The 14156-nt window shown below is 63.7% G+C and carries 11 protein-coding genes; 8 read left to right on the top strand and 3 right to left on the bottom strand.

The window, feature by feature from the left end; all coding sequences use genetic code 11:
• Positions 1–21: 21 nt before the first annotated feature.
• The 3 genes from FXV83_RS24145 to FXV83_RS24135 form a co-directional block, all read right to left on the bottom strand.
• Complete coding sequence (locus tag FXV83_RS24145; RefSeq protein WP_148741873.1) at positions 22–1212, bottom strand: PepSY-associated TM helix domain-containing protein; 1191 nt, start codon at positions 1210–1212, stop codon at positions 22–24.
• Between the two features lie 63 nt (positions 1213–1275).
• Positions 1276–3603 carry a TonB-dependent siderophore receptor gene (locus FXV83_RS24140; RefSeq protein ID WP_148741872.1) on the bottom strand — a complete coding sequence of 776 codons (2328 nt, stop codon included), beginning with the start codon at positions 3601–3603 and terminating at the stop codon, positions 1276–1278.
• A gap of 211 nt (positions 3604–3814) precedes the next feature.
• Positions 3815–4699 carry a dihydrodipicolinate synthase family protein gene (locus FXV83_RS24135; RefSeq protein WP_148741871.1) on the bottom strand — a complete coding sequence of 295 codons (885 nt, stop codon included), beginning with the start codon at positions 4697–4699 and terminating at the stop codon, positions 3815–3817.
• Positions 4700–4881: 182 nt separating this feature from the next.
• Between FXV83_RS24135 and FXV83_RS24130 the strand changes: the two genes are divergently transcribed.
• The 8 genes from FXV83_RS24130 (at position 4882) to FXV83_RS24095 (ending at position 14019) form a co-directional block, all read left to right on the top strand.
• Positions 4882–6294 carry an FAD-binding oxidoreductase gene (locus FXV83_RS24130; RefSeq protein WP_148741870.1) on the top strand — a complete coding sequence of 471 codons (1413 nt, stop codon included), beginning with the start codon at positions 4882–4884 and terminating at the stop codon, positions 6292–6294.
• Positions 6295–6308: 14 nt separating this feature from the next.
• Positions 6309–6989, top strand: a complete 681-nt coding sequence (locus FXV83_RS24125) for a GntR family transcriptional regulator (RefSeq protein WP_148741869.1) — start codon at positions 6309–6311, stop codon at positions 6987–6989.
• A gap of 501 nt (positions 6990–7490) precedes the next feature.
• Positions 7491–9515, top strand: a complete 2025-nt coding sequence (locus tag FXV83_RS24120) for a YgiQ family radical SAM protein (RefSeq protein ID WP_148741868.1) — start codon at positions 7491–7493, stop codon at positions 9513–9515.
• Between the two features lie 99 nt (positions 9516–9614).
• Positions 9615–9944 carry a type II toxin-antitoxin system HigB family toxin gene (locus FXV83_RS24115; RefSeq protein WP_148741867.1) on the top strand — a complete coding sequence of 110 codons (330 nt, stop codon included), beginning with the start codon at positions 9615–9617 and terminating at the stop codon, positions 9942–9944.
• Positions 9931–10311, top strand: coding sequence for a helix-turn-helix domain-containing protein (locus FXV83_RS24110; RefSeq protein ID WP_148741866.1), 381 nt, complete (start codon positions 9931–9933; stop codon positions 10309–10311). Before FXV83_RS24115 ends, FXV83_RS24110 begins: the two co-directional genes overlap by 14 nt.
• 307 nt (positions 10312–10618) lie before the next feature.
• A complete protein-coding gene (locus FXV83_RS24105) occupies positions 10619–11077 on the top strand; it encodes an Rrf2 family transcriptional regulator (RefSeq protein ID WP_148741865.1) in 459 nt (152 codons plus the stop codon).
• A gap of 24 nt (positions 11078–11101) precedes the next feature.
• Positions 11102–11785, top strand: coding sequence for a class I SAM-dependent methyltransferase (locus FXV83_RS24100; protein ID WP_148741864.1), 684 nt, complete (start codon positions 11102–11104; stop codon positions 11783–11785).
• A 329-nt stretch (positions 11786–12114) separates the two neighbouring features.
• Complete coding sequence (locus FXV83_RS24095) at positions 12115–14019, top strand: adenylate/guanylate cyclase domain-containing protein (RefSeq protein ID WP_148741863.1); 1905 nt, start codon at positions 12115–12117, stop codon at positions 14017–14019.
• The last annotated feature ends 137 nt before the right edge of the window (positions 14020–14156 follow it).

Genomic DNA, 14156 nt, shown 5'->3' with positions numbered 1-14156 from the left:
CTTGGCTAGCCTTCGAGCAGTTCACTCGCCTGGCACGAGCCGCCCGAGCGGTGGCTGCGAGGGGCGGCGCAGCCGCCGGCGCGACAGATATAGCAGGATGCCGGTGACCGCAAAGAGCGGCATCAGCGCGGCGGCGATCATGAAGGCGAGCTTGCCGGGCCAGCCCAGAATCGCGCCGCGGTGGATGTCGAGCAGGTTTGCGATGATCTCCTCGCCGAACGTCTTGTCGGCATAGCGTTCTGCGGAAACCAGCTGACCCGTGACGGCATCGACACGGAATTCGTCGCGCGTGGTATCGAGCGTGGAGTCCTTCCCCCACGACCGGATCCGTATCACGGTGCCGGCACCGGCGGGCAACGTCAGCAGCGCCCTGGAGAAGCGGCCACCCTCATCGTGCAGGAAGTTCGACCACGCGCGATCGAAGCCGATCGGCTGAGCGGGCTCGGCACGGCCAGCCGCGCGCGGCGCCTTTGTAGGTATCTTGGGCTGCATCTTCGCTGGCGCAACTTGCGGACGCGACAGCAGCCAGACGACGCCGTCCTTGTACCAGTCGAACGAGTACCAGAGCCCGGTCAGCGTCATCACCAGATAGACCGGCAGGACCCAGGTGCCGATGACCACATGCAGCGAGCGGTGCAGACCACGGCCGCCGAGCCCGAGATTCGGCTTCAGCCACATCTTCGCGCTGCTGGCGCGGCGCGGCCAGCGCAGCACGAGGCCAGAGACGAGCATGACGATCAGGCCGAGCGCGGCGACGCCGGTGATCTGGCGCCCCCACCCCTTGGCATCGCCGGGGATCAGCAGCCAGCGATGCAGCTTTCGGACCGTCGCGAAAAATTCCTCGCCGCGCGGCGTGCCGAGCACGCGGGCGTCGTAGGGATCGACATAGAGCGAGGACGGACGCGCGCCCTGCTCGTCGCGGGCGAAGCGGAGGCGCACCGCGGCGGACGGGTCGCTCGATAGCGTGACGGCGGAAACCTGGCCGATCTCTGCCGCCTTCAGGCGTGCAACCACCTCATCTGGCATCAGCATCGGCGCCGGACGTGACGCCACCCGCATGATGTCTGCATTCAGATGGTCGACGATCTCGTCCTCGAAGCTCATGACCGCTCCGGTCAGCGCGATCACGGCAAGCAGCAGCGCAAGCACGAGACCCGCGATGGAATGCACCTGGAACAGAACGGCCTTGATCGCGCGCCCGCGCTCACGCATCGGCACCGATCCTTCCGATCGGCACGATCAACAAACCCGTGTCTTTGCGCGATGTCTGCATCGCTAGAACTTCACCGTCGCCGACAACGAGAAGCGTCGGGCATCGCCGATCGCAACGTTTAGCGCGTTCCCGGTGGTGGACGTATAGTAGACCTTGTCGAACAGGTTCTTGACGTTGAACTGGTAGGTCACCGGCAAATTGTCGACTTTCGTGTCGTAGGTCGCGAAGACGTCTGCGACGGTATATGCGGGCAGAAAAAACGTGTTGGCGGAGTCGCCCGGCCGGTCGCCGACGTAGTGCGCACCGCCGCCGAGCCGCAAACGTCCGGGAAGCGCATCGCCGAAATCGTAGACGAGATAGAGCGAAGCCGTGTTCATTGCGGCGTTGAGGAGCTTGGCGTTGCCGACAACGGGATCGTTGATCAAGCGTGCGTCGGTATAGCCGTAGCTTCCGATCATGCTCCATTGATCGGTCAGCTTGCCGGTCACGTCCAATTCGACGCCGCGCGACCGGGCCGCGCCGGACGTGCGCCCTGTCGACTTGCCGTTGCCGAGATCATCCAGCACCAGCACGTTCTTCTTGTCGATGTCGTAGAGCGCAAAAGTGCCCGACAGCCGCTTGTTGACATCGAACTTCAGGCCGGTCTCCCATTGCGTTCCCTCCTCGGGCGCAATGGTGGAGTCGACGACAAAACCGCTGGTGAACGCCGCGATGGTCGAGGTCGGCTTCAGCGACTGCGTATAGCTCACGTAATACGAGAGCTGATCGTTCAGCTTGAAGATGACGCCACCGAGCGGCAGCACCTTATCGCCTGACAAATTGGTGTTCGTGACGAAGACAGGCCGGCCTTTTCCGGCGAGCTGCTCGTATTCTATCCAGCGCACGCCCCCGACCACAGACAGCCAGTTGGTCAGGTGGACCGTATCCTGGGCGAAGAAGCCGCGGGTGCCGAGCTTGTCGGTCTGTTCGCTGTCGACTGGCGAAACAGCCGTACCCGGCGAGACCAGTCCGTAGACCGGGTTGTAGAAGTTGAAGCTCGGGGTCGCCTGGCGAATCAGGTCGCGGCGATCGATCGTACGATACAACGCCTCGCCTCCGAACAGGATCTCGTTGCGGAAATAGCCCACCCAGACGTCACCCTGCAGGTAGGAGGTGCCGTAACTGGCGTTGCTCAGCGAGTTATGGGTGCCGTCGTTGCTGCGCGTCTCAACTCCGGTCGTGGCGTTGACGCCGGTGATGCGCAGCTGATTGGCGCTATAGGTCTCGGTGTTGTAGCTGTAGGCTGCCGTGACCTTCCAATTGTCGCTGAGCTTCTGCTCGAGCGAGGCCTGCATCAGGTCGGACGTGCCCCACATGTTGTTGAAGGGCTCGTCGAGCCGACGTGTCGCCGGGATCGCCAGCGGTGCGCCCTTGACGAAGGCTGTGCCGCGGTCGAACGGATAGATGAACTCACGGTGTTCATAGGTGAGCTGGACTGTCGTCGTGTCGCCGTACCAGGCAAGCGACGGGTTGACCAGCATTTCCCTGTGGCGGCCGAAATTGCGCCAATAGTCCTCGCTGACGCCGTAGCCGATGAAGCGATAGGCGAGACCGCCGTCGCCGATCGGACCGGTGATGTCCAGCGTGCCGTCGGCGCCGCTGCGGTTGTTCGCATAGGTCGAGCCGAGCAGCGTAACCGAGCCGTGCTGATAGAGCTCAGGACGCTTGCTGATCGTATTGACGATCCCGCCGGGATCCATGATGCCGTAAAGCAGCGACGCCGGTCCCTTCAGCACTTCGACGCTCTCGACGGCGGCATTGAGGCTGCGGCCCTGCACCAGCGGCATGCCGTTGCGCATGATGGAGCCGTCGCGGTTGTCGCCAAAGCCGCGGCGGATCACGGCGTCCTGGGTGCCGGCGAGCGTGTTGGTCTGCGTGACGCCGCTGATGTTGACCAGCGCGTCGTCGATGTTGCGCGGCAGCTGGTCTTTCAACACTTGCGCCGGCACGATGTTGACGGCCTGCGAGGTATCGAGCGGCGAGGCGCCGCTGCGCAGCGTCGTCGCGCTCGGCATCGCGCGGTAGCCGAGCTTGGCCGCAGCCTGCGCGGCGGCTTCAGCCGCGGCGCGTTCCGACAGCGTCGGTGCGGCCGGGGTGGCGGCATTGCGGCTGCGCTGGCGTGCGGCTGCTTGCGTTCGGCGTTGCGGCGATTCCGATGCACGCGCGGGCTTCGGCCGCTGCGTCGGCGCATCCACGGTCACCGGCGGCAACGCCGATTGGGCCTGCGCGGTCGTCGTGTTGGAGGGCAATTCGGCGAGCAGCACGGCTGCTCCGATGAGAAGACGCGCACGGCTCTTGCCGGCGCGGTTTCGATGGCCGCTTACGCGCTGACCATCAGCATTGGCACGCACTTTCGATCCACTTCAAGTCAGACGCAGTGTTGAAGTGTGCGCCTGTAGCAGTCGCAGCGGACCAAGAGAACCGTAGACGGATTTGAATCGCTCTAGTGTTATTCCTTCCAAGCGTAGATGTGCACAAAAGCGCAATCACCGATTGATGTCGCGGGGAACCGCGACGCGCTCCGCGCGAATTCGCGGCCGCCCGGCGCGGCGTTGTACGATCTCACACGTCGGCGAGAGTCACCAACTCGTCGAGCTTGCGCTTGAGCGCGGTGCCGTCAGACAGGGCACGCAGCGGCGGACGCACGCGCAGCCAGCTTGCATCGCCGGTCTGCGCCGCGAGGATGGCCTTCAGCGTCGCGAGGAAGGATGGCGTCTTCACCACGATGTCGACCGCGGCCTGCATGCGTGCCTCGACATCCTTGCCGTCGATCATCGCTTTGACCAGCTCCGGCGCTATATTGGCCATGCCGCAGATGGTGCCGGCGCCCCCAGCTGCAATCGCACGGGCGATGTCGGTTTCATTACCAACGGTGATGGCGAGCTCGGGAGCGGCGGCGCGGAACGCCTGGAACTGCTTGAAGTCGCCGCTGGAGTCCTTCAATCCTGCGACCAGCTTGCCATAGCGCTTGCGCAAGTTCGCGGCGACGCTGATCGGGATCGCAACGCCCGAGACCTGCGGGATGTGATAGAGCGAAGCGCGCAAGCGTTCGTCGCGAACGCCGTCGATGATCGCGGCAAAGGCGTCCTCGATGCCCTCAGGGGTAACGCTGCGGTCGAAGTAGGGCGGCAGGTACAGCACGTGGCGCAGCCCGAGACCGAGCACGGCGCGCGTCAGAGCGATGCTGTCGCTGATGGCGGGAAAGCCGCCGCCGATCCCGATGCGCTCCGCCGGGACCCCGGCCTTGAGCACGGCCTCGATGGTTGCGACGCGCTCGGCGACATTGAACGAGGTGCCCTCGCCGGTGGTGCCGAACAGCACGACGCCGTCGACGCCTTTGCTGAAGAGCTGCTTGGCGTGGCCGGCGAGCCTTGGGGAGTCCACGCTGCCGTCGGACGTCAGCGGCGTCGCCGATGCCACCCAGAACCCGCGAATTGCCTCCGTCATGACACCACCACCCATTGCTGCTGCAGCTTCGGACTAAGCCTTTGATCCGTAACGATCTTCAGAGCTTACCTGGAACCTTGTTTTTGCTTTACTTCTCGCCTTGTACCTTACATACAAGGCGGGCGCAATTCCCTCGCTGCAACGGCGCCATTGGGCGCTTCCCGATCTTGATGAGGTCTCTCATGGACATGGTGACCCGCATCGAACATTCCGGCCGATTGCTCGGTACTCTGCGCGACAAGCTCGGAGCCGCCGCCGTGCTGACGGGCAGCGACGTGCCCGCACGCAATTGCAACGACTGGAGCGCGAGCCTACCGCAGATGCCGCTCGCGGTGATCCGTCCGCTCGACGCTCAAGGCGTCGCCGACGCGATTCTGACATGCAGAGAGGCGCAGCTGCCGTTCGTGCCGCAGGGCGGATTGACCGGGCTCTGCCGCGGCGCCTCGCCCGAAGCAGGCTGGGTCGCAATCTCGCTGGAGCGCATGAGCGGCATCGAGGAGATCGATCGCGCCTCGGCAACGATGACGGTGAAATCAGGCACGCCGCTGGAGACGATCCAGAAGGCGGCCGATGAAGCCGGCTTCTTCTTTCCGCTCGATCTCGGCTCGCGCGGCTCCTGCGCGATCGGCGGCAACCTCTCGACCAATGCCGGCGGCAACCGCGTGATCCGCTACGGCATGACGCGCGAACTGGTGCTTGGCCTAGAGGTGGTACTGCCGGACGGCACCATCATCACCAGCCTGAACAAGCTGATGAAGAACAATGCCGGCTACGATTTGAAGCATCTCTTCATCGGCTCGGAAGGCACGCTCGGCATCATCACCCGCGTGGTGCTGCGACTGTTTCCAAAACCGCGTTCGACCATGGCCGCGCTATGCGCGTTGAAGGACTATGCCGCGGTGATCGCATTGCTCGATGCCGCACGCAGCGGCCTCGGTCCGCTGCTGTCGGCGTTCGAGGTGATGTGGCCGGACTATTGGGACGTGATCACGGCGCGCGCCGGGGTCAAGCCGCCGGTCGGCGCCGGCCACGGTCTCTACGTGCTGGTGGAGGCGCAGGGCACCGACGAGAGCCTGGATGCACCGCGCTTCCAGAGCTGGCTCGAGGAGCTGATGGAGCGCGGATTGCTTACGGACGCCGCGGTGGCGCAATCGCTGGCACAGACGCAAGGATTCTGGCGGGTGCGCGACATCTGCGCCGAATTCGGCCAGGTACTGGGGCCGCACATCTCCTACGACATCGGCCTTGCGGTGGCAGGGATGGACGCGTTCGTCAAGCGCTGCAAGGCGGCGCTCGCTGATGGCATCGAGGGATGCGAGAGCGTCTATTACGGCCATATCGGCGACGGCAACCTGCACCTCGTCTCCTGGGTCACGGGCCTTTCCGTCGAACAACAGCCGAAGGAAGAGATGGACACGATCATCTATGGTCTCGTGCGCGAGATGGGCGGCAGCGTCTCCGCCGAGCACGGCATCGGCACGTTGAAGAAGAAATGGCTGGGGCATGCCCGCAGCGAAGCCGAGATCGCGCTGATGCGGACGCTGAAGGCCGCGCTCGATCCCGATCATCTGCTCAATCCCGGCAAGGTGATCTGACCCAGGGATAGCCGATGAGATCGCTCAAGCTCGATACGCCGAAATCGCTGTCGCAGCGGGTGATGCAGCGTTTGCGCCAGGCCATCATCGACGGCGAGTTCGCGCTCGGGGCTGATATTTCCGAGGAGATGGTGGCCACTTCCTTTGGCGTCAGCCGCACGCCGGTGCGCGAGGCGATGGGACAGTTGCAGGCGCAAGGGCTCGTGGTGATCAGGCCGCAGGTCGGCAGCTTCGTGTTCACCCCGAGCGCCGAGGACATCAGCGCGCTCTGCACCTTCAGGATCGCGCTCGAACCCAAGGCCGCCGAGCTCGCGTTCCGTCACGACCGTGACGGCGCGGTCGCGACGATGAGCGCCGCGATCGCGGCGATGGAGCCGGCAGTCGCGGCACGAGACAACATCGCCTATGGCCGCGCCGACGCCGCCTTTCACGAAGCGCTGTTCGCGCATTGCGGCAACCGCTATCTCGTCGAATCCTACCAGCTCGTCTCGGGCCGCGTCGCCGCGCTGCGCACCAACCTGACCTCGCCGATCGACGTTCGCACCCGTACGTCGTTCGACGAGCATCGCAAGCTGCTCGATCTGTTTGTCCGCGGCGAATTTGCGGCGTTCGCGGAGCTGATGACGACGCACATCACCAATTCCGGCGTGACCTATGCCAAAGCCTTGAGAATGGAGGCGCCGAAGATGGATTGAGCGGTCGCTACTGCGCGCCGTTCGGTTCCGGCCTGTCCAGAAAATCCAGCGCGGTGTTGATCTGTTCGAGCTGCTGCTCGATCCTATCGCGTTCCTCGATCGACTGCGCCTTTTCGAGCTGTTCCACGAGCTGCTGCTTCCGCGACAGCAAATTCTCTATGACTGTACTCACAGCTCCCCCATCGGCCGAGGCGGCAGCGACGCAAACATCGCCATAGTGGGCGCAAGCGTCGTGATTGCGGACGCGCGCAAACCGGGCCCGCGTCGATTCCTCGACCTGAATGTTCGCGAAGCCGATTGGTTCCGTGTGCTGCGCCTAACGCGTCGCGATGGCGCCGGCGAGTTGCATCGGTGCAACATGTGTGCAAGCGGCGGATCGAGAACACCGCCAGCGGCGCGCACAGCATGTAGAGCTTCATCCGCACCACCGGGAACCGCGACCCGCTCGCGCAGCACATCGTTGGTTGTCTTTGCGAGCCCGCAGGCCTATGCGTAGGCGCCATGAACACCCCAGCCATCGCCGAAAAGCCCCTGCTGTCGCGGTCCCCTGACCGTGCGCACAAACCCGCTCCGTTCCTGCCCATGAGCCGCGCCGAGATGGATGCGCTGGGCTGGGATGCCTGCGACATCGTGCTGGTGACCGGGGACGCCTATGTCGACCATCCGAGCTTCGGCATGGCCATCATCGGCCGGCTGCTGGAGGCGCAAGGTTTCCGCGTTGGCATCATCGCGCAGCCGGACTGGCATTCGGCCGAACCGTTCAAGGCGCTCGGCAAGCCAAAGGTGTTCTTCGGCGTCACCGGCGGCAACATGGACTCGATGGTGAACCGGTACACGGCGGACCGCCGCTTGCGCCATGACGATGCCTATACGGCAGGCGGCGAAGGCGGCAAGCGGCCGGACCGCTGCACCATCGTCTACGCCCAGCGCTGCCGTGAAGCATTCAAGGACGTGCCGGTCGTGCTCGGCGGCATCGAGGCCTCGCTGCGCCGGATCGCGCATTACGACTATTGGTCCGACAAGGTGCGCCGCTCGGTGCTCGCCGATGCCAAGGCCGACCTGCTGCTCTACGGCAATGCCGAGCGCGCGGTGGTCGAGGTGGCGAACCGGCTTGCCGCTGGCGAAGCGCCGCGCGAGCTCGATGACATCCGCGGCATCGCGCTGTTCCGGCGCGTGCCCGAAGATTACGCCGAGCTGCACGCCGACGATCTCGACTCCGCCGACGAAGGCGCCGCGCGCCAGGCCGGCGCCACCGTGATCCGGCTGCCGGCGCTCGAGCAGGTCGAGCAGGACCGCGAGGCTTATGCGCGCGCATCGCGCGTGCTGCACCGGGAGAGCAATCCGGGCAATGCGCGTCCGCTGGTGCAGCGCCACGGCGACCGCGACCTCTGGCTCAACCCGCCGCCGATCCCGCTCACGACCGAGGAGATGGACGCGGTCTACGACCTGCCCTATGCGCGCGCGCCGCATCCGTTCTATGGCGATGCCAAGATTCCGGCCTGGGACATGATCCGGTTCTCGGTGACGATCATGCGCGGCTGCTTTGGCGGCTGCACCTTCTGCTCGATCACCGAGCATGAAGGCCGCATCATCCAGAACCGCTCCGAGGGCTCGATCCTGCGCGAGATCGAGCTGATCCGCGACAAGACGCCGGGCTTCACCGGCGTGATCTCCGACATCGGCGGCCCGACCGCCAACATGTACCGGATGGCGTGCAAGGATCCGAAGGTCGAGGCGGCGTGCCGACGGCCGTCCTGCGTCTTCCCCGAGATCTGCCCGAACCTCAACACCTCGCATGACGACCTGATCCGCCTCTATCGCAAGGTGCGCGAGACCAAAGGCATCAAGAAGGTGATGGTCGCCTCCGGCGTACGCTACGACCTCGCCGTGGAGAGCCCCGAATACATCAAGGAGCTCGTCACCCATCACGTCGGCGGTTATCTGAAGATCGCGCCCGAGCATACCGAGCGCGGCCCGCTCGACAAGATGATGAAGCCCGGCATCGGCGCCTACAACAAGTTCAAGCGGATGTTCGATGAAGCAGCCGAGCAGGCCGGCAAGAAATATTACCTGATCCCCTATTTCATCGCGGCACATCCGGGCACGACCGACGAGGACATGATGAACCTCGCGCTCTGGCTCAAGAAGAATCGCTATCGCGCGGATCAAGTGCAGACCTTCCTGCCCTCGCCGATGGCGACCGCAACGGCAATGTACCACACCGGCGTCAATCCGCTCCGCGGCGTGCGGCGCGGCGGCAGCGACAAGGTCGAGGCGATCAAGGGCCTGCGGCAGCGCCGGCTGCACAAGGCGTTCCTGCGCTATCACGACCCCGACAATTGGCCGGTGCTGCGCGACGCGCTGAAAGCGATGGGCCGCGCCGATCTGATCGGCTCCCGCCCCGACCAGCTCGTCCCCGCGCACCAGCCCCCCGGCACCGGCAAGGCCGCCGGCACGCGGCGGCCGGTGCGTCCCGGCGACAAGGCCCAGCGGTTCACGACCAAGGGCCTGCGGGTGATGAAGTAGCGGGCCGGATGAGATCCGGTTCAGCCTGAGGCTTCCGAGCCTCCAAAACAAAAAGTCGAAAAACAACCCCATACACAGTAGCCGGCATGAGCCGGATCAATGGCTTACGCCACGTGCTTTTCGAAGCCGTTGCTCCGTCGGGCAACACAGGCGCAAGATGGCAAGATCGCCATCATCGCAGCTGCCCTTGATGCGTGGTTCGATGAAGTCAAAAAGGCGCGGTGGTCGAGCGCAGCAGACATCAAACGCAGCTACGCGACCGCCAGCATCATCTCGGCGGACCGGGTCGTGCTTAACGTCAAGGGCAACGACTACCGGCTGGTCGCTGCCGTCGATTTCGAGAAGAGCATCGTGTGGATCAAGTGGATCGGCACGCACCGGGACTACGACAAGATCGATGTCAGAGAGGTTCGACATGACGGCGACTGAGATCAAGCCGATTCGGACGGAGCGAGACTATGATGGCGCGCTCAAGGAGATTGAGCGTCTCTGGGGCGCGAAGTCGGGCACACCAGAGGGCGACCGGCTGGACGTGCTCGCGACGCTGATCGATGCATACGAGGCCGAGCATTATCCGATGGATCCGCCCGATCCTGTCGAGGCCATCAAGTTTCGCATGGAGCAGCAAGGGCTGACGCGACGGGACCTGGAAGAGATTATCGGTACACGCACCCGCATCGCCGAGGTTCTGAACCGAAAGCGCGGGCTATCGATCACGATGATCCGCCGTCTTCATGAACGTCTTGGCATTTCCGCAGATGTGCTGATCCGACCGAGCCGTAAAAAGGCCGCGTGACGAACATTGACCCGTCGGGCAAAACAGGTGCACGATGACACCATCGCGGCGTGTGGACAGGGCGAACCATCACCGCTACTCCATATCGGTATCCTCAAGCTTCACACCGCGTCCCGCGCGCAGGCTGTTCCGCGCTCTCGATCCGGCTACGACTTATTTTCTCGGGCTCGTGCCTCAGATGCGTTTCCAGCGCAGTACGAACGACCGCCCGCACATGCGCTTTCATGCGCCAGAAGTCTTCAACAGCTTCTGGAGCGAGGACTATCGCCGCTTGACTGCAGCGCGATCACGTAACATATAAAGTTACATGAGACGCGACAGCAAATTATCGGGCGTGCTCCACGTGCTGCTGCACATGGCGCAGCAGCCCGGTCCGTTCACGTCGGAGACCTTGGCCAAAGCCATGGACACCAACCCCGTGGTGATCCGGCGCATCATGGCCGGCTTGCGGGACCTCGGTTACGTCCGCTCCGAGAAGGGGCATGGCGGCGGCTGGACGCTGGCCTGCGACCTTTCGAAGGTGTCGCTGCGCGACGTCTACGCCGCGCTCGGCAGTCCCCCGCTGCTGGCGATGGGCAACCGGACGGAGGCGCCGGGCTGCCTGGTCGAGCAGGCCGTCAATGCCGCCCTCGATCAGGCCTTTCGCGATGCGGAGGCGCTGCTGCTGTCGCGCCTCGGTGAGGTGACGCTGGCGATGCTGGGCGACGGTCTGCGCAGGCGTCTCGGATCCCGAAAGCTTCAGGGCATCAGCGCGCATCAAGCGTAAAGAACTCCAGTCAAAGGCCGCACCATGACCAACATTCAAGACATGTTCTCCGATCCGCAGGCCGTGGCGAAATATACGGACGGGCCGCCGCGGTTCGTTCCGGGCTACAACGCCATGCTGTCCATGGCGGCGATTCTTCTGGGCGAGCGCGCGCGTAACGATGCACGGATACTCGTGCTCGGTGCCGGCGGCGGCCTGGAGCTGACGGCCTTCGCGCAAGCGCATCCCACCTGGCGCTTCGACGGCGTGGACCCGTCCGCGGCGATGCTGGGACTTGCCAGGCAAACCCTGGGATCGCTCGCGCCGCGCGCACATTTTCATCAGGGGTACATCGACGACGCCCCTGAAGGACCATTCGATGGCGCCACGTGCCTATTGACCCTGCACTTCGTCGATGCCGAGGAGCGGCGCCGCATCGCGTCGGAAGTCCGCCGCCGCCTCAAGCCGCGCGCCGCCTTCGTGGTGGCCCATTTGAGCGCTTCCGATGGCGAAGAGGAACGCCCGCTGTGGCTGTCGCGATATTCCGCGTTCCTGGCCGCGTCCGGTGTCGAGCCCGACAAGGCGGCCGCCGCACGGGAAGCAGTCACCAAACATTTGCCAATTCTGGCTCCGGAGCAGGATGAATCGATCCTGCGTGACGCCGGCTTCTCCGACCCAACCCTGTTCTATACTGGCTTCATCTTCCGCGGGTGGGTGGCCTACGCCTGAGGCGTCACGGCTTCGTCAACAGAGCCGGGCACCAATGCAAAGCCGGATGCGCTGGAGCGTGCACCCAAAAATCGATGAGCCCGCGAGGTATATCGCGTCCGTTCTGTCTTAGAATCCGGACATGGCCAGTTCGCCTCTGCGAGTCAGCAAGGGCCCTGTCGGGCGACATAGGGCATCTCTGATGTCAGGATAATCCGGAGCAAACAGTCGGTCAGCGCGGCTGACGTTTCAGATGCGCGGCAGTGACCAGCAGCATCTGGATACACATCGCACGATTGGCTCTGTCGTGTGATCCATCGTACAAATGAGCCCGGGTTGGAGCGCGGGCCATGGTGCAGGAACGGGCAACTCGGGTCGAGCGCAGGTTATCGGCGATATTGGCCGCAGATGTGGCCGGCTATTCGCGACTCATGCACAATGACGAAGAGGCAACGCATGCCAAACTTACTGCGCTTTTAACGGACGCGGTTGCCCCGGCAATTACCGAACACGGCGGCCATATCGTCAAGAACACAGGGGACGGGTTCCTGGCCGAGTTTCCGAGCGCGGTCGAAGCAGTTCGGGCTGCTATACAATTCCAGACCCGTATCAAGGAAGTTACAATCGACGATCCGGAAGCCAAGCGCATTGCCTTCCGTGTGGGCATTAACATCGGCGACGTGATTGTCGAGCCGAATGACATTTTTGGCGACGGCGTGAACATTGCGGCGCGGCTTGAGGGCATCGCAAAGCCCGGCGGCATCTGCATATCTTCCGCCGCCTTCGATCAAGTCCGAGGCAAGGTCGGTGTTGAGTTCGCCGATCTGGGCGAGCAGAACCTCAAAAACATCGCCCTCCCGGTCCGAGCCTATGCTCTGCAGTTCTCCGATACGCCGCCGACTGTTTCGTTCCTGAACGTGACTGGTGGCTTCCCGTTTGGTCTGTGGTCGCGGCGAGCTCGGGTGGGCCTAGCGACAGCGTTTCTCCTGCTCATGATTGGCGCCAGTGTGAGTTATTGGTACATCCGTTGGGGCGAGCCGCAGCTGTTGAACCATCGGTTATCGATTGTCGTGCTGCCATTTACCAATTTAAGCAACGAGCCCGAGCAGGATTACTTTGCGGAAGGCATCACTGACGATCTGAGCGCCGATCTCTCACGGATCCAGGACAGTTTCGTGATCGCACCAAACACAGCCCGTGCCTACAAGAACGTCGACCCCAAGCGCATAGGCCGCGAGCTCGGCGTTCGATACGTTCTCGACGGCAGCTTGCGCAGGACGGAGACGATGGTTCGGATCGATGCCCGCCTGATCGATGCCCGGACCGGCGCCGAGGCCTGGTCCGAGCGCATCGACGGTGACTGGTCCAAGTCGATGCAACTTCAGGATATTATCACCGGACGGCTCGCGCGGCGGCTTGATCTGGAACTGATTAATCAGGAAAGTCGCGAGGCCGAGGTTGCACGCCCCAATAGTCCGGACGCGGTCGATCTTACGATGCGGGGGTGGGCTGTGCTGAACCAGCCCTATTCGCGCGAGCAGTTAGCGCAGTCTCGCGCCATCTTCGAGCGTGCGCTCCAGATCGATCCCGGCCTCCCGAAGGCGCTGGTGGGCCTGGCAGATACTCTGGCAATGGAGGTCAACTATCGCTGGAGCGATGCGCCGGCGGACCAGCTGCAGCGTGCTGAGAACGCTGTAGGCAAGGTCCTGTCAAAGTTTCCCAGTGACGCAATGGCACATTTTGTGAAAGGAGAAATCCAGCGGGCCAGAGGTAGGAACGTAGAGGCTGCGGTCGGTGAGTACAAAGGGGCGATCGCGATCAACCCCAGCCTCGCCCCGGCTCATGGCGCGCTCGGTGCCGCCAAGATTCGCGTCGGCCGCTCTGCGGAGGCATTTGAACCGCTCCAAATGGCTATTCAGCTCAGCCCCCGTGATCCGCTGCTAAGCACGTGGTACTTCTACATCTGCCATGCGCACAGCCATCTCGCTCAATACGACGAGGCGATCGACTGGTGCCGCCGCTCCATCGCGGTGCAGCCTCTCTGGATCGCCTACGCTGATCTCGCCGCTGCCAGTGCATTGACGGGACGTGAGCGTGAAGCTCACGCCGCCGTCGCCGAGCTTCGTCGGCTCAGGCCCGATTACACCGTTGCCCTTTGGTTGCAGGATGGATCTGGGTGGTCCGATAACGTCGTCTTCCTTGCCGAATTTCAACGCATCGCCGAGGGTTTGAGCAAGGCTGGTCTTCCGGAGTGAAGGCTTGAACGTCCCGGATAACAGTCCGCGGACCTACGCTCCAGCGCCCCAGCCATAATGGAAATGGTTCAAAAGTCGGGAATGGGTCGGAAGGCGAAATGCTGGCTTCTTGTCAGCTTAGCATTACAGTTGTTTTT

It is taken from the genome of Bradyrhizobium hipponense, assembly GCF_008123965.1.
GTDB lineage: Bacteria > Pseudomonadota > Alphaproteobacteria > Rhizobiales > Xanthobacteraceae > Bradyrhizobium > Bradyrhizobium hipponense.
The sequence above is the reverse complement of the archived record's forward strand: the minus strand, read 5'-3'. Positions and strand labels throughout refer to the sequence as shown.

Bases quoted from the DNA above. Each gene is read 5' to 3' on its own strand.
- FXV83_RS24115 (WP_148741867.1), top strand. From the start codon at position 9,615: ATGGCTTACGCCACGTGCTTTTCGAAGCCGTTGCTCCGTCGGGCAACA.
- FXV83_RS24110 (WP_148741866.1), top strand. From the start codon at position 9,931: ATGACGGCGACTGAGATCAAGCCGATTCGGACGGAGCGAGACTATGAT.
- FXV83_RS24135 (WP_148741871.1), bottom strand. From the start codon at position 4,699: ATGACGGAGGCAATTCGCGGGTTCTGGGTGGCATCGGCGACGCCGCTG.
- FXV83_RS24120 (WP_148741868.1), top strand. From the start codon at position 7,491: ATGAACACCCCAGCCATCGCCGAAAAGCCCCTGCTGTCGCGGTCCCCT.
- FXV83_RS24145 (WP_148741873.1), bottom strand. From the start codon at position 1,212: ATGCGTGAGCGCGGGCGCGCGATCAAGGCCGTTCTGTTCCAGGTGCAT.
- FXV83_RS24095 (WP_148741863.1), top strand. From the start codon at position 12,115: ATGGTGCAGGAACGGGCAACTCGGGTCGAGCGCAGGTTATCGGCGATA.
- FXV83_RS24105 (WP_148741865.1), top strand. From the start codon at position 10,619: ATGAGACGCGACAGCAAATTATCGGGCGTGCTCCACGTGCTGCTGCAC.
- FXV83_RS24125 (WP_148741869.1), top strand. From the start codon at position 6,309: ATGAGATCGCTCAAGCTCGATACGCCGAAATCGCTGTCGCAGCGGGTG.
- FXV83_RS24130 (WP_148741870.1), top strand. From the start codon at position 4,882: ATGGACATGGTGACCCGCATCGAACATTCCGGCCGATTGCTCGGTACT.
- FXV83_RS24100 (WP_148741864.1), top strand. From the start codon at position 11,102: ATGACCAACATTCAAGACATGTTCTCCGATCCGCAGGCCGTGGCGAAA.